The sequence below is a fragment of the Pseudomonas sp. FG47 genome (assembly GCF_057809115.1).
The window spans coordinates 1-21878 of sequence record NZ_JBMDJI010000018.1 but is presented as its reverse complement, the minus strand read 5'-3'; the positions used below and the strand labels follow the sequence as shown (position 1 = coordinate 21878).

Below are 21878 nucleotides of genomic sequence, written 5' to 3'. Positions count from 1 at the left end.
TTCTCCATGGGCCCCAGCATTCTCGTTGCGCAGAACCTTAGCAAAGTGGTCCCCAGCGCGGAAGGCGACCTGACCATCCTCCACGCCCTGTCGCTCGACCTGGCCCAGGGCGACAGCCTGGCCATCGTCGGCGCCTCCGGCTCCGGCAAGTCGACCCTGCTCGGCCTGCTCGCCGGCCTCGACCGCCCCAGCGCCGGCCAGGTGCTGCTGGCCGGCCATGACCTTGGCCCGCTGGATGAAGACCAACGCGCGCGGGTGCGCGCCGAGCATGTCGGTTTCGTGTTCCAGTCGTTCCAGTTGCTCGACAGCCTCAATGCCCTGGAGAACGTCATGCTGCCGCTGGAACTGGACGGCCGCCGCGATGCCCGCGAGCACGCCCGCGACCTGCTCGAGCGGGTCGGCCTGGGCAAGCGCCTGAGCCATACGCCACGCCAGCTTTCCGGCGGCGAGCAGCAACGCGTGGCGATTGCCCGGGCGTTCGCCGCGCAACCGGCAGTGCTGTTCGCCGACGAGCCCACCGGCAACCTCGACAGCCACACCGGCGAGCGCATCAGCGACCTCTTGTTCGAACTCAACCAGGAGCGCGGCACCACCCTGGTGCTGGTGACCCACGATGAACGCCTGGCCAAGCGCTGCCGGCGCCAGATCCGCCTGGATGCCGGCCGCCTGGTGGCGCCGCTGGAGCCCTGATGACCCGCCTATCCTTCTGGGGCCTGTGTGCCCTGTCGCTGCGCCAGTTGCTGCGCGATGCCCGTGCCAGCGAGGTGCGCGTGCTGTTCTTCGCCTTGCTGGTGGCGGTGGCGGCCAGCACTGCCATCGGCTACTTCGGCGCCCGCCTCAATGACGCCATGCAGTTGCGCGCCAGCGAATTCCTCGGCGCCGACCTGGTGCTGCAAGGCAGCGCTCCGGCCAGCGAACAGCAGGTCGCCAGCGGCACGGCCCTGGGCCTGCGCCATGCGCGAGTGGTCGAGTTCACCAGCGTGGTCGGCGGCGACGGCGGTATCCAGCTGTCGAGCATCAAGGCCGCCGACTCGGCCTACCCACTGCGCGGGCAACTGCGCAGTGCGACGGCGCCTTATGGCGAGGAACGCCCCGGCGGCGGTCCGGCCCCTGGCGAAGCCTGGGTCGAGTCCCGCCTGCTGGCGGCGCTGGGCCTGAGCATCGGTGACAGCATCGAGGTCGGGATGAAAACCCTGCGCATGAGCCGGGTGCTCACCTACGAGCCGGACCGCGCCGGCAACTTCTACAGCCTGACGCCCCGGGTGCTGATGAATCTCACCGACCTGCAGGCCACGGGGGTCATCCAGCCCGGCAGCCGGGTCAGCTACCGCGACTTGTGGCGCGGCGATATCGACGCCTTGGCCCAGTACCGGCAAAGCACGCAAAACACCCTGGCCGCCAACCAGCGCCTGCTCGATACCCGTGACGGCAACCGCCAGATTGGCGGCGCCCTGGGCAAGGCCGAGCGCTACCTGAACATGGCCAGCCTGGTGGCCGTGCTGCTGGCGGGGGTCGCCGTGGCCCTGTCGGCCAGCCGCTATGCCGCCCGCCGCCTGGACGCCAGCGCATTGCTACGTTGTTTGGGGCTGTCCCGTCACCAGGCCCTGGGCCTGTACAGCCTGCAACTGGCCATGCTGGGCATGGTGGCGGCCCTGGCGGGCGCCCTGCTCGGCTGGCTGGCACAGTTGGGCTTGTTCCAGCTGCTTGCCGGCCTGCTCCCCAGCCAGGTGCCGCCGGGCAGCCTCGCCCCGGCGCTGGCCGGTATTGGTACCGGCTTGGTGGCACTGGCCGGCTTCGCCTTGCCACCGCTGGCCGCCTTGGGCCGGGTGCCGCCGCTGCGGGTGCTGCGCCGCGACCTGCTGCCGCCGCCACCCAGCAGCTGGTTGGTGTATGGCGCCGCCCTGCTCGCCCTGGGCCTGATCATGTGGCGACTGAGCCTGGACCTGCTGCTGACTTTCGCCCTGCTCGGTGGCGGCCTGCTCGCCGCGCTGCTGCTCGGCGGCCTGTTGCTGCTTGGCTTGCGCAGCCTGCGCCGCTTGCTCGCCGGCGCGCCATTAGCCTGGCGCCTGGGCTTGGGGCAGTTGCTGCGTCACCCCCTGGCCGCCGCAGGTCAGGCCCTGGCCTTCGGCCTGATTCTCCTGGCCATGGGCCTGGTCGCCCTGCTGCGCGCCGAGTTGCTCGACACCTGGCAGGCGCAGCTACCCAAGGACGCGCCCAACCACTTCGCGCTGAATATCCTGGCCGACGATCGCCAGCCGTTCGCCGAACGCCTGGCGCGTATCAACGCAACCTCGGCACCGCTGTACCCGGTGATCCCCGGCCGCCTCACCCATATCAACGAGCAGCCGGTGCGCCAGCTGGTCAGCAAGGAATCGACCGGTGAACGCGCCGTGCAGCGCGACCTCAGCCTGACCTGGGCTGCCGAGCTGCCCCAGGGCAATGTCTTGAGCGCGGGCGACTGGTGGCAACAGGCACCCACTGCCGACGGCATGCCCGGCGTATCGGTGGAGGCCGAGCTGGCCCAGAGCCTGAAACTGCAGTTGGGTGACCTGCTGACCTTCGACATCGGCGGCCAGCAGCGCCAGGCGCGGGTCAGCAGCCTGCGCACGGTGCACTGGGACAGCTTCCAGCCAAACTTCTACATGATCTTCCAGCCCGGCACCCTGCAGGGGCTACCCGCCACCTACCTGACCAGTTTCTACCTGGCGCCGGGCCACGACCAGGAAGTGGTGGCGCTGTCGCGGGCCTTCCCGGCGGTGACCATCTTGCAGGTGGATGCCTTGCTCGGGCAGTTGCGCAGCATCCTCGCCCAGGTGACGCTGGCGGTGGAATACGTGCTGCTGTTCGTGCTGGCGGCCGGGATGGCGGTGCTGTTCGCCGGCCTGCAGGCGACGCTCGACGAACGCATTCGCCAGGGCGCCCTGCTGCGTGCGCTAGGGGCGGCACGGCCGCTGTTGGTCAAGGCGCGGCGCATCGAGTTCGGCCTGCTGGGCGCAGTGAGCGGATTGCTGGCGGCGCTGGGCTGCGAGCTGATCACCTGGGCGTTATACCGCTATGCGTTCGACCTGCACTGGGCGCCACATCCGTGGTTGCTGATGTTGCCAGTGGCCGGCGCGGCACTGGTCGGTGGGGCTGGGGTGATGGGGACGCGGCGGGCCCTGAATGCCAGCCCGTTGTCGGTGTTGCGCGAAGGTTGAGGCAAGCCCACACAACACTGGAGGCCCGCCTCGACGTGTAGGAGCCAGCATTGCTGACGAATCAGGCGTGGCCGGTGCCTGGCACCAGCCACGCCGATGTGGGAGCAGGTGTACCCACGATGACATCAGCCCGCCTTGGGCTCGTAGGAAATGCTGTTGACATACCAGGTGGCCTCGCCTGTAGGCGTGTGCACCACCACCTCGTCGCCCTCCACCTTTTTCAGCAGCGCCCGGGCCATGGGCGAATCGATGGAAATATAGTCGTTGCGCCCGTGGATCTCGTCGTAACCGACGATGCGAAACGTCAACTGCTCGCCGTCGTCGTTCTCGATCTCTACCCAGGCGCCGAAGAACACCTTGCCTTCCTGCTGCGGCGAATACTCGACCACCTTGACGTCTTCCAGGCGCTTGCGCAGGTAGCGCACACGACGGTCGATCTCGCGCAGCAGCTTCTTGTTGTACTGGTAGTCGGCATTCTCGCTGCGATCACCCAGCGAGGCCGCCCAAGTGACTTTCTGGGTGATCTCCGGGCGATAGACCCGCCACAGATGGTCAAGCTCCTGCTTCAGGGCCAGGTGACCTGCCGTGGTGATGATATTGGTGCTCAACGCCTGTCTCCTCAGTGCCTCGATGGGCGCCGAACGCCCTGCGAATGACCGAGCTTAACGAAAAACGATCTGCCGCGACACGGGCTCAACGCCGGGTGATCAGACCCTGACGGGCGATACGAGTCAGCTGGCCGATGACTTCGGCGGCATCCTCGGCCTCGGGGGCCTGGATCACGGCGAGGTCGAAACGGTCGTTGGCGTACTGGCCGAGCCGTTCACAGCCATCGGCGAACTGGATCAGGAAGGCACAGGCCTGACCCTTGCGTCGGGAGAAGCCGTCGAGGTTGCGCAAAAGCGTGGGTTGATGCTGGCCGCCGAGCAGAATGCGCGGGGTTCGGGAAGCCTGGTTCTTGGCCAGGGGGGTCAAGCAGACACTGGTACGTGGGCAACTCATGGAGTCTCTCTCCGCCTCGCTGATCCCGCTGGGCAGCGGTGGGAGGCGTCACCGAACCAGCGCTTTAGCGGTATTTCGGAGAGTGCCGCGAGAGGGGCTTCTCCTGCGCCCCGCAAGTAGCTGTTTAAATCGGCGCAGTCGGTATGCTAGAGCAGATTAGCCGCAAGCTGCAAGCCCCAAGCTGAAAGCGAGTGGCTTGCGGCTTGCAGCCCTGTCAGCGGGCAATCAGGCGGTCGAGAGAGAAGCGACCGGCACCTTCGATCAGCACCGCGACACTACCGGCCAGCAGCGCCAGGGCGAACTCGTAGCCATTGTTGGACATGAACAGCCCGTTGTTGATGTGCACCGAGAAGATCGCCACCACCAGGGTCACCGCCAGCGCCAGCGCCGCCGGGCGAGCCAGCAGGCCGATCACCAGGGCCAGGCCGCCGAAGAACTCGGCGCTGCCGGACAGCAAGGCCATCAGGTAGCCCGGCGCCAGGCCGATGCTTTCCATCCACTGGCCGGTGCCTTCCAGGCCATAGCCACCGAACAGGCCGAACAGTTTTTGCGCGCCGTGGGCCATGAAGATGACGCCGACCAGGATGCGTACGACGCTCAGGCCATAACCGGCGCGGGTGGCGAACAGGGCTTTGAGGGAGTTGTTCATGATCTTTTGCTTCCTTGGGTGTGAGCAGGTGTGTGTTGGATGAGCGCCATCTTAATCAATTTATCGAATAGTAAAATCGCAATTATTCTGTCAAACAAATCGATAAACTAGATTAAATCAGCGCTTGGCCACCCGCTCCAGAGAAGCCCGCTCGCGGTTGAACGCGAGGTAGTACTTGTTGACGCTATTGACGAAGTTCACCGGCCCCATGCCCACCTGTTCCATGGCGACGCGCTCGGTCTGGAAGAACCACTGGTTGCCGTTGAGCCCACGGCGACGGGCCTCGGCGCGCATGGCCTGGACCCGCTCGGGGCCGAGGTTGTAGGCCGCCAGGATGAACGCCATGCGTTCGCGCTCGTTGAGCTGCGGGCTGGCGAAGAACTTACGGCGCAGCATCGCCAGGTAGCGGGCGCTGGCCTGAACATTGCCATCGACCGTGGCGGTATTGCTCACCCCGACCCGCTGCGCCGCCGACGGGGTGATCTGCATCAGGCCATGGGCGCCGCCGCTGCCGCGCGCCTTGGGATCGAGGGTGGATTCCTTGAACGCCAGCGCCGCCAGGTTCAACCAGTCGAACTGCTGGTCACCGCCATGCTTTTGCAGCACCGGGCGCAGCGATTCGAGGCGCTGGCGATCCTTGCGCGCCAGAGGATTGTGCACTCGGTACTGGCGTCGGTAGATGCGCTCGAAGGCGGCGTCCTGGTTGTCAGGCGCGCGGTACCCGGCGAGGAAGCGGTCCACCGCGGCCTGGAACATTGGCGCATCCTTGCGCACATACCAGCGCATGGCATCGGGCCGAGCCAGTTGCAGCTTGCTGTCCACCCGCAGCTTCGGCATCACCCGTGCCCAGCGCTGGGCGATCGGCCGCTCGACCACGGTCAACGGATAGATGCCGGCCTGGACCATCTCCAGTACATCCTCCACCGCCAGCGTCGGATCGACCCACTCGACCTTGATCGGCGCACGCTTGCGCAATGCCAACTGCTGGTTGATCACCTGAATCGCCGGCCCCGCGGCGCTGGCACTGGTCAGGGCGATGGTGCGCCCGGACAGTTGCTCGACCCGGCTGTAGCTACGTTCACCCTTGCGTCCTACCAACTGCAACGGCACCTGATCGACCACCGGCGCGCTGGCGTCGACACCGCGCACCACGCTGGGGTCCAGCAGCTCGCCGGGCGCGGCGAGGTCGCCCTCGCCACGCTGCAAAGCGCCGAGCAATTGCTCCTTGGCCCGCGGAATGATCTTCAAGTAGATCTCCTGACCATCGGCGACCCGGGCGTTGAGGTAGTGCTCCAGGGCACGCAAGCGGTAGTACTCGACGCCCACGGGCTCGCCCTTGACCTCGCCGGAGCTGTTGCGGCTCTGGTTGACCAGCACCCGCAGCACCTTGCTGGCGCGGATCTGCGCCAGGTCGCGGGCATTGCTGGCTGCAACATGCTGTTGCGGCCCGGCCTCGCCAGCATGGGCCGGCGCGGCCAACGCCAGGCCGGACAACATCAGGATCGTCAGCAGGGTTCGCAGCATCGAGGAAGGCGTCCGAGGGCGGTTGGCAGGCACCATGTGCAATGATCGATCCGTGACAAATGACGGCAAAAGACCACGGCAAACGTTTGAAGTTCTTGGGTTTTTCGCGATTTCCCAGTTTTTGCTATGCTGGCCGCCCCGCGGCCCGAGGTAGCACCATGCAACTGATCGATATCGGCGTCAACCTGACCAACAGCAGTTTCCACGGCCAGCAAGCGGCCGTCGTCGAGCGCGCCGTGCAGGCCGGCGTGGCGCAGATGGTCCTCACCGGCACCAGCCTGGATGTCAGCGCCGAGGCCCTGGAAGTGTGCCAGCGCCTGGACGAACCCGGCCTGCGTCTGTTCAGCACCGCCGGCGTACACCCCCACGACGCCAGCCACTGGAGCGCCGACAGCGAACGCCAGCTACGCGACTTGCTCAACCAGCCCCGAGTCAAGGCCGTGGGCGAATGTGGGCTGGACTTCAACCGCGACTTCTCGCCCCGCCCCCTGCAGGAAAAGGCCCTGGAGGCGCAATTGGCATTGGCCGCCGAACTGGGCCTGCCAGTGTTTCTCCACGAACGCGAGGCCAGCGAACGCCTGCTGGCGATCCTCAAGGCCTACCGCGACCAGTTGCCTGCCGCCGTGGTGCATTGCTTCACAGGCGAGCGCCAGGCGCTATTCGCCTACCTCGACCTGGACCTGCACATCGGCATCACCGGCTGGATCTGCGACGAGCGCCGCGGCACCCACTTGCACCCGCTGGTCGGCAACATCCCCGAAGGCCGCCTGATGCTCGAAAGCGACGCCCCCTACCTGCTGCCACGCAGTCTGCGCCCCAAGCCCAAAAATGGCCGCAACGAACCGGCCTTCCTCCCGGAGGTGCTGCGCGAGGTGGCCCTGCACCGTGGCGAGACGCCGGCGCGCACCGCCGACCACACCAGCGCCTGCGCCCGCGCGTTCTTCGGTCTGCCTGACGTTTCTTGACACATATCAAGGCACTCCCTGGCCCAGGCAGGCACAATGATGGCACCTTGCCAATAATGTTTCCGCCAATTCAGAGAAGACCTACCATGGGTGCCTGGCTTAGCAATGTTTCCCTGAAGTACAAGTTCTGGGCCGTCAACGCGGTGGCCTTCGTCACCACCCTGATGCTGGTGCTCTACGCCGTGTACCTGGAGCAACAGGCCCGTGCCGCAGGCGCCCAGGCGCAAGCCCAGGCCCAGGCTGTGCTGCTTGCCGCTTGGCCCGCAGGCCAAGCCCTGCCTGCCCAGGCCAATCTGATCAGCTGGCGCAGCGGCCAGACCCCACAGTTTGCCGGCGAACCCCTCGAGGCCCTGCGTGACGCCCAGGGCTGGGTGGAGCTGAGCGACGCCTGGGTGCTCGGCAACAACCCGCTACACGGCGCCCAGGTGTTCAACCACGGTGACACCCACTTGGCCGTCGTCGCCCAGTCGCCGAGCCTGCGCCAGGTATACTTCGACCGGTTCAGCAACTACGCGGTGTGCGTATTGGTACTCATGCTGGCCATGCTCTGCGCCTCGCAATTGCTGATCCGATTCTTGCTCAGCCAGCTCAACACGCTGAAGGACGTGATGCTGCACGTGGAGAAAACCGGCGACCTGTCGGCCCGGGTACCACTGGCCTGCGGCGACGAAGTCGGACAGATGGCCGGCGCATTCAACGCCATGCAGACCACCTACCACCGAGTGGTCAGCACCGTGGCCCGCACCGCCGCCCAGCTCGACTCCGGCGCGGCGCGCCTGGCCGGCAGCATGGACGAGGTGCGCCATGGCATGATCGGCCAGCAGAGCGAGACCGACCAGGCCGCCACCGCCATCAATGAAATGACCGCCACCGTGCACCATATCGCCGAGCATGCCGGCGCCACCCGCGACCTGTCGCAAACCGCCGACACCCTCGCCGGCAGTGGCCAGGCCGTGGTCAGCCGGGTTCAGGATTCCATCGCTGGGCTGTCCAGCGGCGTGCAGCAGACCGCCGAGATGATTCGCCAGCTGGCCGACGACAGCCAGAAGATCAACGGTGTGGTCGGGGTGATCCACAGCATTGCCGAACAGACCAACCTGCTGGCCCTCAACGCCGCCATCGAGGCCGCACGCGCCGGTGACCTGGGCCGCGGCTTCGCCGTGGTCGCCGACGAAGTGCGTAACCTGGCCAAACGCGTGCAGACCTCCACCGACGAGATCACCACCATGGTCGCCGACCTGCAGGCTGGTACCCGCGACGCGGTGGACTTCATGCAGGAAAGCTCGTACAAGGCCGATGATTGCGTCAAGCAGGCGCGCGAGGCCCACGAGGCCCTGGCCGAGATCACCAGCGCGGTGGCGCAGATGCGCGAAAGCAATACGCAGATCGCCGTCGCCGCCGAGCAGCAGAGCCAGGTGGCCGAAGAGATGAACCGCGCCGTGGTGAGCATCCGTGACGTCACCGAAGAAACCGTGCAGCAGACCGTCGGCTCGGCCACCACCAGCAACGAGCTGGCGACCCTGGCCGGCGAGCTGAACAAAGCTATTGGCCAACTCAAACTCTGAGTTCGGCGCGGCTATGGCGACCATAGCCAGCCTCGATTGGCCCCCTCCCGGGGGCCGCACTAAGCTTTGGACATGACTGCGAGGAACTGTCCATGAGCAAACGACTGCCCAACCTGCCCGCCTGGCAATGGCGCGGCTACCGCCACAACCACCGCCACCCCGCCAACCTGGTGCTGCACCTGATCGCCGTGCCGCTGTTCATCCTGGGGGTGCTGCTGGTGCTGTCGGGGGTATGGGGCCTGGACCTGTCGCAGATCGCCGTCGGCGTCATCGCCTTGCTCGCGGGGTTGGGCTTGCAGCGCCAGGGGCATCGCCTGGAGGCCGAGCAACCGGAACCCTTCGCCAACCGCAAGGATGCCGTGCAGCGCCTGCTCACCGAGCAGTTCATCACCTTCCCGCGCTTCGTGCTGAGCGGCGCCTGGTGGCGGGCCTGGCGTGAGCGGCACAAGCCCCGCGATTGACTTGATGAAGATGGCTCAGGCGAACACGGTCACCGTCTGCCGGCTCAACGCCAGCAACTCCCCTTCCGCCGTCCACAACGCAGCGGCCGCATGCCCATAGCCATCACGGGCATACTCGGTCTCGACCACATAGCGGCACCAGTCGAGGGTCGACAGCTGCGGCGTGGGCTGCACGAACTCGATCGTCCAGGTCAGCGTGCTGCCGGCCGCGGGCTGCTTGAGATACGGCAGCAGGCTGGGCGGCCAGGCATCGACCAGCGCCAGCAGGTGCGCCACCCCGACCGGCTCCTCGGCGATATCACGCAGGCGTACCCAACCGCCCATATGCCGTGAGTCGTTGCCACTGAACGGCAGCCCGCCCACCGCCCAGCGAAACGCCACGTGCTGCATGAACTCCGGCGTAATGCCCTTGATGAAGGGCAGCTCCGGTGCCGCTTCCTGCAGCGGTTTCATAGGCATCGCGGCTGGCGCGTCGACCGCCACCACGGAAGGACGACCGGCACCGAAACTGCCCTGCACCAGGGTCACCACCTGGCCATCCTGCACCGCGCGTCCCAGCAAGGTACTGACCGCCTTGCCCGCGCGCAGCACTTCCACCTCCAGGCTGATCGGCACATCCGGCGCCGCCGGGCCGACGAAGGTGATGGCCAGGGAACGCACCGGCCGGTCATCCGCCAGCTTCTGGCGCATCGCCTCATGCACCAGCGCCGCCATCAGGCCGCCGAACACCGCGCGCCCCTGGGCCCATGTAGCCGGCACACTGAGCGCTTCGGGATGCTCGCGTGCCGCCGCCAACAATTCGGTAAAATTCATGTGCCTGGGCTCCTGCGGGAAAAGCCCGATCTTAACCAGCGAAGACGCCAGCGGCAGCCCGCATATCGGTCATTTACCGGAACTAACGGCGTGCCACAGCCTTGCGCAAGGCCTCGAGGGTGACGTCAGCCTTGCCTGCGGCAGCCTGCAGCTCATGCTCCCAGGCCACCTTGCAGCCTGCCAGGTCACTGTGCTCGCGCACCTGCAGCAACCATTGCACGCGGTCATGCCAATCGCCCAGGTCGCCCTGGGCCTTCTTCAGCAAGCGTTGAAGCTTGCGCCGCGCATGGTCGAGCTGCGGGTAGGCTTCGTCGCCATAACGCACCCGCTTGATCAGCAGGCGCAGGCGATGGCGGTCGTGCGCCGGGTCGTCGAGGGTCTTGCCCAGCTTGCGCCACTGCTTTTCCAGGCGCTTATCGATACGTTTGGCCAAGCGTCGCGCCAAACCCTCACGGTCGGCGGCACGCAGGAACAGCGCAAAGGCATCGATAATTGCCAGCACCCGCGCAAGCTCGGGGCTGGCGGCAACACCGGCAAAGGTCCCCGCCCTGCCCGCCTGACGGCGCTCACCGGCCTGCATATGGCCGCGCCCGATCAGTTGCGCCGCCAGCACCTCGCGGTCACGCAACGGTGTGGTCAAGCGGCCCAACGCCTGCGCGGCCCCCTCCAGTTGCTCGACGCCCGGCAGACCGCGCAAGGGTCGCAGCAAACTGCGCAACCGCCTCAACGTGGTGCGCAGCGCGTGCAGCGCCTCGCTGTCGGTATCAGCGCCGAGGCGCTCACGGCAGGCCAGCAAGCCCACCTGCAGCCTAAGCACCTGGGCAACCACATGATCGAGCATCGCGGACATGGGGCACTCCCTGATCAGCGCCCAGCGCGTGACTCACGAATATAGAAACGCGCCTTCTCGGCCTTGTGGGTACAGCCTTCGAAGCCCTCGAACTGCTGCTGTGTCTTGGCGCCGGTCAACAGCGACAGTGCCTTGGAATAGCTCACGGTGCCGGCAAAGCCTTCGGCCTTGGCCAGGTCCAGTTCCTTCCAGGCGGCGTCGAGCTGGGTGGCGCAGCTGTCGCGGTAGGCTGTCTTGCCTGCGCAACCGGCCAGGACCAGCACCAGCAGTGGAAGGGTGATCCAGACTTTCATCGGTAATACCTCGAGGGGGAGAGAAACTAAGGTGGCCGTTCGACGGCAAAGCAAACGAAAAGTGCCCTGCTCAGCGTAGCCCAGCGCGGACTACATTGAAGCACAGGCGCCAATGGGTGCATTGTTGGACCATCGTTGCACTGGCTGGGAGAAATGACTCATGGGCAAACGCGTGGCATTGGTGCTGGGTTCCGGCGGCGCTCGGGGGTACGCGCATATTGGCGTGATCGAGGAAATCGAGCGGCGCGGCTACGATATCGCCTGTATCGCCGGCTGCTCCATGGGCGCGGTGATCGGCGGCATTTACGCCGCCGGCAAGCTCGACGAGTACCGCAGCTGGATCGAGAGCCTGGATTATCTCGACGTGCTGCGCCTGGTGGATGTCAGCTTCCGCCTGGGCGCCATTCGCGGCGACAAGGTATTCGGGCAGATCCGCAAGATAGTTGGCGAAATAAACATCGAGCAACTGCGCATCCCTTACACGGCGGTCGCCGCCGACCTCACCAACCAGCAGGAAATCTGGTTCCAGGAAGGCTGCCTGCACCAGGCGATGCGCGCCTCGGCGGCGATTCCCAGCTTGTTCACCCCAGTGGTGCAAGGCAACCGCATGCTGGTCGACGGTGGCATCCTCAACCCGCTGCCGATCGTGCCCGTGGTGTCTAGCCACTGCGACCTGATCATCGCGGTCAACCTCAATGCCACCAACCAGAAGCAATACCAGTTGCCGGTGATCGAGCGCCCGGCGGCGTTCAAGATGCGGTTCGATGCGCTGATCAGCTCACTGGGCTCGCGCCTGCCGTTTCGGCGCAAGCCGGCCGAACAGTTGATGCGTCTTGAGCAGGAGATCGTCGCCCCAGCCAACCCCTGGCTGGGTGAGGGCGCCGACCCGGAAGGCCAGCAACCGGCAGCGGCGCCGCAAAGCGAAGGCGCCCCCAAGTCGGCCACGGGCTCGTTCATTGTCGACAACGTGGGCCCGGCGTCGTTGCTCGACCTGATCAACCAGAGCTTCGAGGTGATGCAGACGTCGCTGGCGCAGTACAAGATCGCCGGGTATCCACCGGATGTGTTGATCAACGTGCCCAAGCGGGTGTGCCGGTTCTTCGAGTTCTACAAGGCGCCGGAGCTGATTGCCCTGGGCCGGGAGATCGCGCGCGATACACTGGACAATCACGAGGGGGTTCGGCGGTAGGCCGCTCCTACAGGGGAGGGTTAAGCGCTAGGTCTTGAGCATCAGAAACGAAACAGGCCGCGTAAGCGGCCTGTTTCGTCATCGCGACAACACTCAGTAGCGAGTGATGTCGGCGCTGCCTTCCAGTTGCTTGCGGTACGCCGCGAAGTCCTGGGAGCCGGCGCGCGAAGCGAGGTAGCGGCGGATCTGCGCCTTTTCCTCATCGGTGGCCGCGGCGCCTTCGTTGACGCCCTTGAGCTGCAGAACCACCAGGCTGCCATCACCCAGGACCGCGCTGCCATAGACCGGCTTGTCCTTGGACTCAGGCTTGCCCAGACGGAACACGGCCTGCAGTTCGATCGGATCGATGCCGTCCTGACCGCGGGTAGCCGCTTCCTGAATCTTCCAGTTCTGGCTGGCGGCCTTGATCGAGCCATCACGCAGCCCGGCGATCAACGTGTCGGCCTTGGCCTTGAGCTCGGCGGTCGCCTTCTCCTTGGCCAAGTGCGCGCTGATATTCTTGGCCACGGCCTCCAGCGGCAGTTGCTCGGGCTTGCGGTGCTCCTTGACGCGCAGGACCACCACGGTCTCCGGATCCAGCTCGATGCCGTTGCTGTTGGCGCCCTCTTCCAGCACTTCCTCGCTGAACGCGGCCTGGATCACCGCGCGGTTGGCGGTGATGCCTTCGCCACCTTCACGACCGAAGGCCGTGGAAGTCTGGACCTTCAGGTTCAGGTCCTGGGCCGGCTGGGCCAGGTCGGAAGCTTCGAAGGCGGCGTCCTCGAGCTGCTTGGTGGCCTCGACGAAGCGCTGCTCCACCTGCTGGGTCTTCAGCTCGTGGGTCAGCTTGTCCTTGAGGCTGGCGAAACTCGGCACGTCCGGTGCCTCGACGCCCAGCAGCTTGATCAGGTGATAGCCGTATTCGGTACGCACCGGGGTGGACACCTGGTCCTTGTTCAGCTTGTACAGTGCCTCCTCGAAGGCCGGGTCGTACACGCCAGGGCCAGCGAAGCCCAGGTCACCACCGGTGCTGGCCGAGCCTGGGTCCTGGGAGAACTCCTTGGCCAGCTTGGCGAAGTTTTCACCCTTGGCCAGGCGCTGCTGGACCTCCTCGATGCGGGCCTTGGCCTGGGCATCGGTAGTCTTGTCGTTGACCTCGATCAGGATGTGCGCGGCATGGCGCTGCTCACCGAGGTTGGCGATTTCCTTCTCGTACAGCGCCTTGAGCTCGTCCTCGTTGACCTTGACCTGGTCGAAGAAGGCCGACTTCTTCAGCTCGATGTAGTCGATGACCACCTGGTCGGGGGTCATGAATTCCTTGGCGTGCTGGTCGTAGTGGGCCTTGACCTCGTCATCGCTCACCTTGACCGCGGCCGGATCGGCCTTGAAGGTCAGGGCGGCGAAGTCACGGGTCTGCTTCTCCAGGCGGGCGAATGCCTCGACCTGCTTGTCGGTGACGAAGCTGCTGCCGGCCAAGCCGGTGCGCAGCTGGCCGATGAGCATTTCCTGGGCGAGCATCTCGCGGAACTGCATGCGCCCGTAACCCATCTGGCGGATGACAGCGTCGAAGCGCTCGGCGCTGAACTTGCCATCGACCTGGAATTCTGGCGTCTGCAGGATCAACTGGTCCAGCGCGGCCTCGGAGAAAGCGAACTTGGCGTCTTCGGCACCCTGCAACAGCAGCTTGCGATCGATCAGCCCTTTGAGCGCGGCTTCGCGCAGCATCTTTTCGTCCAGCAACGCAGGGTCGAAATCCTTGCCCAGCTGTTGCATCAGCTGGCGGCGCTGCATGTCCACGGCCTGGCTCAGCTCGTTCTGGCTGATGGTCTGGCCGTTCACCTTGGCGGCGTCCTGGCTATGGCTGGCGGCCTGGAAAATGGCCTCGAAGCCGGTCAACGCCATCAGTACGACGATGAGGCCGATGATGGTCTTGGCAATCCAACCTTGTGAATTGTCCCTGATATTCTGCAGCATGCGTCCCCCAGAAACGGTTGTACCACTGCGTCGACAACCGCGGAGCGTGGGTAGAGTCCTGATAGAAGAAAGGCGCATCCAGTGGATGCGCCTTCTCGAAGCGAGCGTGCCAGCGGGAACGTTTGCGACCCGCCGTCACGCGGTCGGCCCAGGCATGCCCGGACCGGCTGAAAGACGACTTAGTTGACGGCGTCTTTCAGGCCTTTGCCAGCCTTGAAGCCTGGAACCTTGGCGGCGGCGATCTTGATCGCCTTGCCGGTTTGCGGGTTGCGGCCGGTGCGCTCAGCGCGCTCCTTGACCGAGAAGGTACCGAAGCCAACCAGTACCACATCGTCACCTTGCTTCAGGGCGCCGGTGACGGATTCGATGACTGCGTCCAGCGCACGGCCGGCTACAGCTTTCGGGATATCAGCAGATGCGGCGATAGCGTCAATCAGTTCCGACTTGTTCACTCTAAGTCCCCTTATTTCTCTATTGAGTTTGTTTCTAAGTATGTAATGAAAAGCTTATGAAACGAGCGCTGGGTGGCCTGTTGACACTGGCGTGCCGCTTTATAGCAAGGGGCAGAAAATGCTGTCAACCAAAGCCCCCCAGCGAAATACGTACTAATGCGTGCTGATTCTTTCCTTAGCATCGCCGTCGCGCTTTTCATCTTTCGCGACAATCTCCGGAGCCACATCTGGCAAGGGCTCCGGGGCGTATTGCAGCGCAATTTGGAGGACTTCGTCAATCCATTTGACCGGTTTGATCTGCAGATCCTGCTTTATATTTTCCGGAATCTCCTTGAGATCGCGAACGTTCTCTTCAGGAATGATCACCGTCTTGATTCCGCCACGGTGTGCCGCCAGCAATTTTTCCTTGAGGCCACCAATGGCCAAGACCTGACCTCGCAAGGTGATCTCGCCGGTCATCGCCACATCGGCGCGCACCGGGATCTGGGTCAATGCCGAGACCAGCGCGGTGCACATGCCAATACCCGCGCTCGGGCCATCCTTGGGCGTGGCACCTTCGGGCATGTGGATGTGAACGTCGTGCTTCTCGTGGAAATCCGCGGCGATCCCCAGGCTACGGGCACGGCTGCGCACAACGGTTTGCGCGGCCGTGATCGACTCGACCATGACATCGCCGAGCGAGCCAGTCTTGATCAACTGACCCTTGCCGGGGATGACCACGGCCTCGATGGTCAGCAGTTCGCCGCCCACCTGGGTCCAGGCCAGGCCCGTGACCTGACCGATCTGGTCCTGCTGCTCGGCCAGGCCGTAGCGGAACTTGCGCACGCCCAGCAGGTGCTCGAGCTGCTCGCCGCTGACCTTGACCTTCACCTGCTTGTGCCCGGTGTGCTCCTTGACCACCTTGCGGCAGACCTTGGCGATCTGCCGCTCCAGGCCACGCACGCCGGCTTCGCGGGTGTAGTAACGAATGATGTCGCGGATGGCCGACACGTCGACCTCCAGCTCGTCCTTCTTCAGACCGTTAGCCTTGACCTGCTTGGGCACCAGGTACTTGACCGCGATGTTGATCTTTTCGTCCTCGGTGTAGCCCGGCAGGCGGATGACTTCCATCCGGTCCAGCAGCGCCGGCGGGATGTTCATCGAGTTCGAGGTGCACAGGAACATCACGTCCGAGAGGTCGTAATCGACTTCCAGGTAGTGGTCGTTGAAGTTGTGGTTCTGCTCGGGGTCGAGCACCTCAAGCAACGCCGAGGCCGGGTCGCCGCGCATGTCGCTGCCCATCTTGTCGATTTCATCGAGCAAGAAGAGCGGATTTCGTACGCCAACCTTGGTCATCTTCTGAATCAGACGTCCCGGCATCGAACCGATGTAGGTACGCCGATGGCCGCGAATCTCGGCCTCGTCACGCACGCCGCCGAGGGCCATGCGCACGAACTTGCGGTTGGTGGCGGCGGCGATCGACTCAGCCAGCGAGGTCTTGCCCACGCCAGGCGGGCCGACCAGGCACAGCACCGGACCGCGAATTTTCTTCACCCGCTTCTGCACGGCGAGGTATTCAAGGATGCGCTCCTTGACCTCCTCCAGGCCGTAGTGGTCCGCATCGAGAATCTCCTCGGCCTTGGCCAGGTCCAGGCGCACCTTGCTCTGGGCCTTCCACGGCACCTGGACGAGCCAATCCAGGTACGAACGCACCACGGTGGCTTCAGCCGACATCGGCGACATCTGCTTGAGCTTGTTCAGCTCGGCCTGGGCCTTGGCCAGGGCATCCTTAGGCAACCCGGCGGCATCGATGCGCTTTTTCAGCTCCTCGATTTCATTATGGCCTTCGTCGCCATCGCCAAGCTCTTTCTGAATGGCCTTCATCTGCTCATTCAGGTAGTACTCGCGCTGGCTGCGCTCCATCTGCTTCTTGACCCGGCCACGGATGCGCTTTTCCACCTGCAGCAGGTCGATTTCGGCATCCAGCAACGCCAGCACGTGCTCGACGCGTGCCGCCAGGTCGACGATTTCTAGGATTTCCTGCTTTTGCTCGATTTTCAGCGCCATGTGCGCGGCCATGGTGTCGACCAGGCGCCCGGGCTCCTCGATGCTGTTGAGCGAGGACAAAACTTCGGTTGGGACTTTCTTGCCCAGTTGTACGTACTGTTCGAACTGGGACAGCAAGGTGCGCACGAACACCTCGGACTCGCGCTCGGCGGTCTCGGTTTCGTCGATCAGGCTGACTTCGGCACGGATATGACCGTCGACTTCGTTGAAGCGCTCGACCGCACCGCGCTGCTCGCCTTCGACCAGCACCTTGACGGTGCCATCGGGCAGCTTGAGCAATTGCAGGACAGTGGCGACAGTGCCTACGCGATACAGGGCGTCTTCGCCCGGATCGTCATCGGCGGGATTCTTCTGGGCCAGCAGGAGGATCTGCTTTTCGCCCGTCATCGCGGCCTCGAGGGCTTCGATGGACTTCTCACGCCCCACGAACAGCGGGATGACCATGTGCGGGTAGACGACAACGTCACGCAATGGCAGAAGAGGCAAGTCGAGGGTGGTCTTCATGATTTCGCCTCTACAGCGGCCTTGTGGCCGGAAACCTTTGGAAATGGTGCTTGGGGCTAATGTGGGGGCAGCCCCGGCAAATTACAAGCGCCGAGTCCATGAAATGCAAAAAGGGGCCCGAAGGCCCCTTTTCATCACGCTACCCTTGCCCGATCAGGCGTCAGGGGCAGCCTTGGCTTGCGGCTCGCTGTTCTCGTAGATCAACAGCGGCTGCGAGGTGCCTTCGATGACGCTCTCGTCGATGACCACCTTGCTGACTTCCTTCTGCGAAGGAATCTCATACATGGTGTCGAGCAACACGCCCTCGAGGATCGAACGCAGGCCACGGGCGCCGGTTTTGCGCTCCAGGGCCTTGCGGGCAACGGCCTTGAGCGCATCGCTGCGGAACTCGAGGTCGACGCTTTCCATCTCGAACAGCTTGGCGTATTGCTTGGTCAAGGCGTTCTTCGGCTCGGTGAGGATCTGCATCAATGCAGCCTCGTCCAGCTCGTCCAGGGTCGCCAGCACCGGCAGGCGGCCGACGAATTCCGGAATCAGGCCGAACTTGACCAGATCGTCCGGCTCGACCTCACGCAGCGACTCGCCGACTTTCTTGCCTTCTTCCTTGCTGCGCACCTCGGCACTGAAGCCGATGCCGCCCTTGGTGGAACGGTTCTGGATGACCTTTTCCAGGCCAGAGAACGCGCCACCGCAGATGAACAGGATATTGCGGGTATCGACCTGCAGGAACTCCTGTTGCGGGTGCTTGCGACCGCCCTGCGGCGGTACCGAGGCCACGGTGCCCTCGATCAGCTTGAGCAACGCCTGCTGCACGCCCTCGCCCGAGACGTCACGGGTGATGGACGGGTTGTCCGACTTACGCGAGATCTTGTCGATCTCGTCGATGTAGACAATGCCCATCTGGGCCTTTTCCACGTCGTAGTCGCACTTCTGCAGCAGTTTCTGAATGATGTTCTCGACGTCCTCACCCACATAACCGGCTTCGGTCAGGGTAGTGGCGTCGGCAATGGTGAACGGCACGTTCAACAGGCGCGCGAGTGTCTCGGCGAGCAGGGTCTTGCCCGAGCCAGTCGGCCCGATCAGCAGGATGTTGCTCTTGCCCAGTTCGACTTCGTCGCCCTTCTTGTCACGCTGGTTCAGGCGCTTGTAGTGGTTGTACACCGCTACGGATAGCACCTTCTTGGCGCGTTCCTGACCAATGACGTACTGGTCCAGGATACCGCTGATTTCTTTCGGCGAGGGTAGTTTGTGCGCGCTGCTCTCGGCCTGGGCTTCCTGCACCTCCTCACGGATGATGTCGTTGCACAGGTCGACGCACTCGTCGCAGATAAATACCGAGGGGCCGGCAATCAACTTGCGCACTTCGTGCTGGCTTTTGCCGCAGAAGGAGCAATAGAGCAATTTGCCGCTGTCCTCGCCGTTACGGGTGTCAGTCATTCGATCGATCCAATCCGGTAGGCTTGAAACACAAGATGAAGGCAATCGCTGGCTTTTTCAAGTCCGCGGGTGGGCGCATACCGCGCCCGCCCGCTCTGGCGCATTGCTTCAGGATGCCAGTTGCCGCTTGTCGTAGACCGAGTCGATCAGGCCGTACTCGGCCGCGCGCGCAGCGCTCATGAAGTTGTCACGCTCGGTGTCGCGCTTGATGGTCTCGAGGTCCTGGCCGGTGTGGTGGGCCAACAGCTCATTCAGGCGCGCCTTGATGTTGAGGATTTCCTGGGCGTGAATCTCGATATCGGTAGCCTGACCCTGGAAGCCGCCCAGCGGCTGGTGGATCATCACCCGCGAATTCGGCAGGCAGTGGCGCTTGCCGGCGGCGCCTGCCGCGAGCAGGAAGGCGCCCATGCTGCAGGCCTGGCCGATGCAGATGGTCGAGACGTCCGGCTTGATGAACTGCATGGTGTCGTAGATCGACATGCCAGCAGTTACCGAGCCGCCCGGGGAGTTGATGTACAGATGGATATCCTTGTCCGGGTTTTCCGCTTCAAGGAACAAGAGCTGCGCCACCACCAGGTTGGCCATGTAGTCTTCTACCGGGCCGACCAGGAAGATCACGCGCTCCTTGAGGAGGCGCGAATAGATGTCGTAGGCACGTTCGCCACGGGCGGACTGCTCGATAACCATCGGGACCAGGCCACCAGCGGCCTGGATGTCAGAGCTTTGCTGAATATAAGAATTGCGGGACATGTCCTGCACTCGCTCCCAAATAGTCATGGCTTGAATACACACAAGCCAGCGCGAAGGCTGGCTTGTGGGGGTTTCCTACGAGAGTAGCCTGTTACTCAGCGTCGGCAGCTGCCTGCGCGGGCTTGACGGCTTCTTCGTACGAGACCGATTTGTCGGTCACAGTCGCTTTCTGCAGGACAGTATCTACAACTTGTTCTTCCAGTACAACCGAACGAACTTCGTTCAGTTGCTGGTCGTTCTTGTAGTACCAGGCCACAACCTGCTCAGGCTCCTGGTAGGCCGAAGCCATTTCCTCGATCATTTTGCGAACTTCGGCCTCATCAGGCTTGAGCTCGAACTGCTTGACCACTTCGGCGACGATCAGGCCCAGGACCACGCGACGCTTGGCCTGCTCTTCGAACAGCTCGGCTGGCAGCTGGTCTGGCTTGATGTTGCCACCGAACTGCTGAACGGCCTGCACGCGCAGACGGTTGACTTCGTTCTCCAGCAGGGCCTTTGGTACTTCGATCGGGTTGGCGGCCAGCAGACCGTCCATGACCTGGTTCTTGACCTTGGTCTTGATGGCCTGGCGCAGTTCACGCTCCATGTTCTTGCGAACTTCGGCGCGGAAACCTTCCAGGGTCGATTCCTTGATGCCGAACTGGGCGAAGAAGGCTTCGTTCAGCTCTGGCAGCACAGGGGCCGACACGCTGTTGACGGTGATGGTGAACTCGGCGGCCTTGCCGGCCAGGTCGAGGTTCTGGTAGTCCTCTGGGAAGGTCACGTTGACCACGCGCTCTTCACCGGCCTTGGCGCCGACCAGGCCTTCTTCGAAGCCCGGGATCATGCGGCCAGAGCCCAGCACCAGTTGGGTGCCCTTGGCCGAACCACCGGCGAAGGCTTCACCGTCGATCTTGCCGACGAAGTCGATGTTGACCTGGTCGTCGTTGGCAGCGGCACGCTCGACGGCCTCGAAGCGGGTGTTCTGTTTGCGCAGGACTTCCAGCATGTTGTCCAGGTCGGCGTCAGCCACTTCGGCGCTCAGGCGCTCGACGGCGATCGAATCGAAACCGGCAACGGTGAACTCTGGGAAGACTTCGAAGATGGCGACGAACTCAAGGTCCTTGCCCTTTTCGAACGACTTAGGCTCGACGGCAGGGGCGCCAGCCGGGTTCAGTTTCTGCTCGACGATAGCTTCGTAGAAGGAGGCCTGAACCAGATCACCGAAGGCCTCTTGACGGGCATCGGCTTCGAAACGCTGGCGGATCACGCTCATCGGCACCTTGCCCGGGCGGAAGCCCGCGACCTTGGCGCGCTTGGCAGTCTGCTGCAGACGCTTGTTGACTTCGTTCTCGACGCGCTCGGCCGGAACGGCGATGGTCATGCGGCGCTCGAGAGCGGAAGTGTTTTCAACAGAAACTTGCATGGATATTCCTCGTTGCACAGACGTTAGCCGGCGATAGCCCGACTCCAGAATCAAGGGCAAGCATTCTAGTGACTCAAGCCACAGAAGTCACCCCACCCAGATTGCCGGCCGAGCATGCCGGTCGATTTCCTTGAAAGGCCCGCGCTCCGGGGCGTCGAGCCAGTTTCAGTCAGGCCCGCGCGGCGCTTTGAACGCCGCGCGGTTGTAAAACCTTGTCAAACAAACAGCGATTGGCCGGGATATGGGAATTTTGTTTGGAATTTCAAGGGGGAGCGAGATAAAAGACGGCACGCGCAGGCGCCACAAAACTATCGCCCACCCCCACAAGCGCCCCCAACCTCACTCCAGCTCTATATCATTGAACTGGCAATACTCCTCCCACTCCAACCCCAGCGCCTCGGCCACCTCGCGATGGGTCTCCAGACGCATGGCCTGCAGCTGCTCCGGCGATTCGGCAATCAACTGCAGCGCATATTCCCAAGGCTGCATACCCAACTCATCGGCGGCGTCCTCGAACGCCCACGCAATCTGCTGGGCCTGCTCGCGCTCATCGAGCTCGCGAATTTCCTCGAGCAGTTGCGGGTTCTGCTCGGCGAACCGTTGCAGCGCCAGGGCCTGGCGCGCTTCTTTTGCAATCATCTGCGCCACTCCTGCGCGGGCATTCAACCGGCTGAAATTTATCAGCTTTCTGGGCAAGGCCACCAGTAGCGGCAAACCCCGGAAACGACAAAGGCGCCCGATCTCGCGATGCGGGCGCCTTCGAAAATATGGGGTGGACGATGGGAATCGAACCCACGACAACTGGAATCACAATCCAGCGCTC

20 protein-coding genes are annotated in these 21878 nt (G+C 63.9%); 6 read left to right on the top strand and 14 right to left on the bottom strand.

What is annotated here, in order from left to right:
- Positions 1-6 precede the first annotated feature (6 nt).
- Both ACODS5_RS14965 and ACODS5_RS14960 read left to right on the top strand, forming a co-directional pair.
- Positions 7-690 carry an ABC transporter ATP-binding protein gene (locus tag ACODS5_RS14965; RefSeq protein WP_134690178.1) on the top strand — a complete coding sequence of 228 codons (684 nt, stop codon included), beginning with the start codon at positions 7-9 and terminating at the stop codon, positions 688-690.
- Complete coding sequence (locus tag ACODS5_RS14960) at positions 690-3197, top strand: ABC transporter permease (RefSeq protein ID WP_489109028.1); 2508 nt, start codon at positions 690-692, stop codon at positions 3195-3197. The genes ACODS5_RS14965 and ACODS5_RS14960 overlap by 1 nt, the downstream gene beginning before the upstream one ends.
- A 125-nt stretch (positions 3198-3322) precedes the next feature.
- Here the strand turns inward: ACODS5_RS14960 and greB are convergent, their stop codons facing one another.
- The 4 genes from greB to ACODS5_RS14940 all read right to left on the bottom strand — a co-directional run bounded on the left by greB (position 3323) and on the right by ACODS5_RS14940 (position 6372).
- Complete coding sequence (gene greB / locus ACODS5_RS14955; RefSeq protein WP_134690176.1) at positions 3323-3805, bottom strand: transcription elongation factor GreB; 483 nt, start codon at positions 3803-3805, stop codon at positions 3323-3325.
- Positions 3806-3890: 85 nt separating this feature from the next.
- Entirely contained in the window at positions 3891-4199 is a 309-nt protein-coding gene (locus ACODS5_RS14950; protein WP_134690175.1) for a hypothetical protein, read from the bottom strand.
- Between the two features lie 214 nt (positions 4200-4413).
- Positions 4414-4848, bottom strand: coding sequence for a DoxX family protein (locus ACODS5_RS14945; RefSeq protein WP_134690174.1), 435 nt, complete (start codon positions 4846-4848; stop codon positions 4414-4416).
- A 117-nt stretch (positions 4849-4965) separates the two neighbouring features.
- Entirely contained in the window at positions 4966-6372 is a 1407-nt protein-coding gene (locus ACODS5_RS14940; RefSeq protein ID WP_489109027.1) for an MltF family protein, read from the bottom strand.
- A 158-nt stretch (positions 6373-6530) separates the two neighbouring features.
- Here ACODS5_RS14940 and ACODS5_RS14935 point away from each other — a divergent pair, with 158 nt between their 5' ends.
- From ACODS5_RS14935 to ACODS5_RS14925, 3 genes are all read left to right on the top strand, one after another.
- Positions 6531-7337: a TatD family hydrolase gene (locus tag ACODS5_RS14935; protein WP_134690172.1), complete on the top strand. Its 807-nt coding sequence runs from the start codon at positions 6531-6533 to the stop codon at positions 7335-7337.
- Between the two features lie 86 nt (positions 7338-7423).
- Positions 7424-8902 carry a methyl-accepting chemotaxis protein gene (locus ACODS5_RS14930; RefSeq protein ID WP_489109026.1) on the top strand — a complete coding sequence of 493 codons (1479 nt, stop codon included), beginning with the start codon at positions 7424-7426 and terminating at the stop codon, positions 8900-8902.
- Positions 8903-8994: 92 nt separating this feature from the next.
- On the top strand, positions 8995-9363 hold the full coding sequence (locus ACODS5_RS14925; RefSeq protein WP_134690170.1) for an Mpo1-like protein: 369 nt from the start codon (positions 8995-8997) through the stop codon (positions 9361-9363).
- A gap of 15 nt (positions 9364-9378) precedes the next feature.
- On the opposite strand, the gene ACODS5_RS14920 is transcribed toward ACODS5_RS14925, so the two are convergent.
- The 3 genes from ACODS5_RS14920 to ACODS5_RS14910 all read right to left on the bottom strand — a co-directional run bounded on the left by ACODS5_RS14920 (position 9379) and on the right by ACODS5_RS14910 (position 11319).
- A complete protein-coding gene (locus ACODS5_RS14920) occupies positions 9379-10176 on the bottom strand; it encodes an acyl-CoA thioesterase (protein ID WP_489109025.1) in 798 nt (265 codons plus the stop codon).
- An 82-nt stretch (positions 10177-10258) separates the two neighbouring features.
- Entirely contained in the window at positions 10259-11026 is a 768-nt protein-coding gene (locus ACODS5_RS14915; RefSeq protein ID WP_134690168.1) for a CHAD domain-containing protein, read from the bottom strand.
- A gap of 14 nt (positions 11027-11040) precedes the next feature.
- Complete coding sequence (locus ACODS5_RS14910; RefSeq protein WP_134690167.1) at positions 11041-11319, bottom strand: hypothetical protein; 279 nt, start codon at positions 11317-11319, stop codon at positions 11041-11043.
- A gap of 160 nt (positions 11320-11479) precedes the next feature.
- Here ACODS5_RS14910 and ACODS5_RS14905 point away from each other — a divergent pair, with 160 nt between their 5' ends.
- Positions 11480-12508, top strand: coding sequence for a patatin-like phospholipase family protein (locus ACODS5_RS14905; RefSeq protein ID WP_134690166.1), 1029 nt, complete (start codon positions 11480-11482; stop codon positions 12506-12508).
- Between the two features lie 93 nt (positions 12509-12601).
- Here ACODS5_RS14905 and ACODS5_RS14900 read toward each other — a convergent pair whose 3' ends face one another.
- The 7 genes from ACODS5_RS14900 to ACODS5_RS14870 all read right to left on the bottom strand — a co-directional run bounded on the left by ACODS5_RS14900 (position 12602) and on the right by ACODS5_RS14870 (position 21694).
- Complete coding sequence (locus tag ACODS5_RS14900) at positions 12602-14461, bottom strand: SurA N-terminal domain-containing protein (RefSeq protein ID WP_489109024.1); 1860 nt, start codon at positions 14459-14461, stop codon at positions 12602-12604.
- Positions 14462-14640: 179 nt separating this feature from the next.
- Positions 14641-14913 carry a nucleoid-associated protein HU-beta gene (gene hupB / locus ACODS5_RS14895; protein ID WP_011533117.1) on the bottom strand — a complete coding sequence of 91 codons (273 nt, stop codon included), beginning with the start codon at positions 14911-14913 and terminating at the stop codon, positions 14641-14643.
- Between the two features lie 153 nt (positions 14914-15066).
- Positions 15067-17463, bottom strand: coding sequence for an endopeptidase La (gene lon / locus ACODS5_RS14890; RefSeq protein WP_489109023.1), 2397 nt, complete (start codon positions 17461-17463; stop codon positions 15067-15069).
- A gap of 153 nt (positions 17464-17616) precedes the next feature.
- Complete coding sequence (gene clpX, locus ACODS5_RS14885; protein WP_134690163.1) at positions 17617-18900, bottom strand: ATP-dependent Clp protease ATP-binding subunit ClpX; 1284 nt, start codon at positions 18898-18900, stop codon at positions 17617-17619.
- Positions 18901-19008: 108 nt separating this feature from the next.
- Positions 19009-19650, bottom strand: coding sequence for an ATP-dependent Clp endopeptidase proteolytic subunit ClpP (gene clpP, locus ACODS5_RS14880; RefSeq protein ID WP_043213484.1), 642 nt, complete (start codon positions 19648-19650; stop codon positions 19009-19011).
- A 91-nt stretch (positions 19651-19741) separates the two neighbouring features.
- Positions 19742-21055 (bottom strand): trigger factor, encoded by a 1314-nt coding sequence (gene tig / locus ACODS5_RS14875; RefSeq protein WP_134690162.1) that lies wholly within the window; start codon positions 21053-21055, stop codon positions 19742-19744.
- Positions 21056-21394: 339 nt separating this feature from the next.
- Entirely contained in the window at positions 21395-21694 is a 300-nt protein-coding gene (locus ACODS5_RS14870; protein WP_134690161.1) for a DUF6388 family protein, read from the bottom strand.
- Positions 21695-21878 lie beyond the last annotated feature (184 nt).

What these genes read in the sequence shown, in the direction of transcription:
- ACODS5_RS14965 (WP_134690178.1), top strand. Translation starts at nt 7, where the DNA reads ATGGGCCCCAGCATTCTCGTTGCGCAGAACCTTAGCAAAGTGGTCCCC.
- ACODS5_RS14960 (WP_489109028.1), top strand. Translation starts at nt 690, where the DNA reads ATGACCCGCCTATCCTTCTGGGGCCTGTGTGCCCTGTCGCTGCGCCAG.
- ACODS5_RS14950 (WP_134690175.1), bottom strand. Translation starts at nt 4,199, where the DNA reads ATGAGTTGCCCACGTACCAGTGTCTGCTTGACCCCCCTGGCCAAGAAC.
- ACODS5_RS14945 (WP_134690174.1), bottom strand. Translation starts at nt 4,848, where the DNA reads ATGAACAACTCCCTCAAAGCCCTGTTCGCCACCCGCGCCGGTTATGGC.
- ACODS5_RS14940 (WP_489109027.1), bottom strand. Translation starts at nt 6,372, where the DNA reads ATGCTGCGAACCCTGCTGACGATCCTGATGTTGTCCGGCCTGGCGTTG.
- ACODS5_RS14935 (WP_134690172.1), top strand. Translation starts at nt 6,531, where the DNA reads ATGCAACTGATCGATATCGGCGTCAACCTGACCAACAGCAGTTTCCAC.
- ACODS5_RS14930 (WP_489109026.1), top strand. Translation starts at nt 7,424, where the DNA reads ATGGGTGCCTGGCTTAGCAATGTTTCCCTGAAGTACAAGTTCTGGGCC.
- ACODS5_RS14925 (WP_134690170.1), top strand. Translation starts at nt 8,995, where the DNA reads ATGAGCAAACGACTGCCCAACCTGCCCGCCTGGCAATGGCGCGGCTAC.
- ACODS5_RS14920 (WP_489109025.1), bottom strand. Translation starts at nt 10,176, where the DNA reads ATGAATTTTACCGAATTGTTGGCGGCGGCACGCGAGCATCCCGAAGCG.
- ACODS5_RS14915 (WP_134690168.1), bottom strand. Translation starts at nt 11,026, where the DNA reads ATGTCCGCGATGCTCGATCATGTGGTTGCCCAGGTGCTTAGGCTGCAG.
- ACODS5_RS14910 (WP_134690167.1), bottom strand. Translation starts at nt 11,319, where the DNA reads ATGAAAGTCTGGATCACCCTTCCACTGCTGGTGCTGGTCCTGGCCGGT.
- ACODS5_RS14905 (WP_134690166.1), top strand. Translation starts at nt 11,480, where the DNA reads ATGGGCAAACGCGTGGCATTGGTGCTGGGTTCCGGCGGCGCTCGGGGG.
- ACODS5_RS14900 (WP_489109024.1), bottom strand. Translation starts at nt 14,461, where the DNA reads ATGCTGCAGAATATCAGGGACAATTCACAAGGTTGGATTGCCAAGACC.
- lon (WP_489109023.1), bottom strand. Translation starts at nt 17,463, where the DNA reads ATGAAGACCACCCTCGACTTGCCTCTTCTGCCATTGCGTGACGTTGTC.
- clpX (WP_134690163.1), bottom strand. Translation starts at nt 18,900, where the DNA reads ATGACTGACACCCGTAACGGCGAGGACAGCGGCAAATTGCTCTATTGC.
- clpP (WP_043213484.1), bottom strand. Translation starts at nt 19,650, where the DNA reads ATGTCCCGCAATTCTTATATTCAGCAAAGCTCTGACATCCAGGCCGCT.
- tig (WP_134690162.1), bottom strand. Translation starts at nt 21,055, where the DNA reads ATGCAAGTTTCTGTTGAAAACACTTCCGCTCTCGAGCGCCGCATGACC.
- ACODS5_RS14870 (WP_134690161.1), bottom strand. Translation starts at nt 21,694, where the DNA reads ATGATTGCAAAAGAAGCGCGCCAGGCCCTGGCGCTGCAACGGTTCGCC.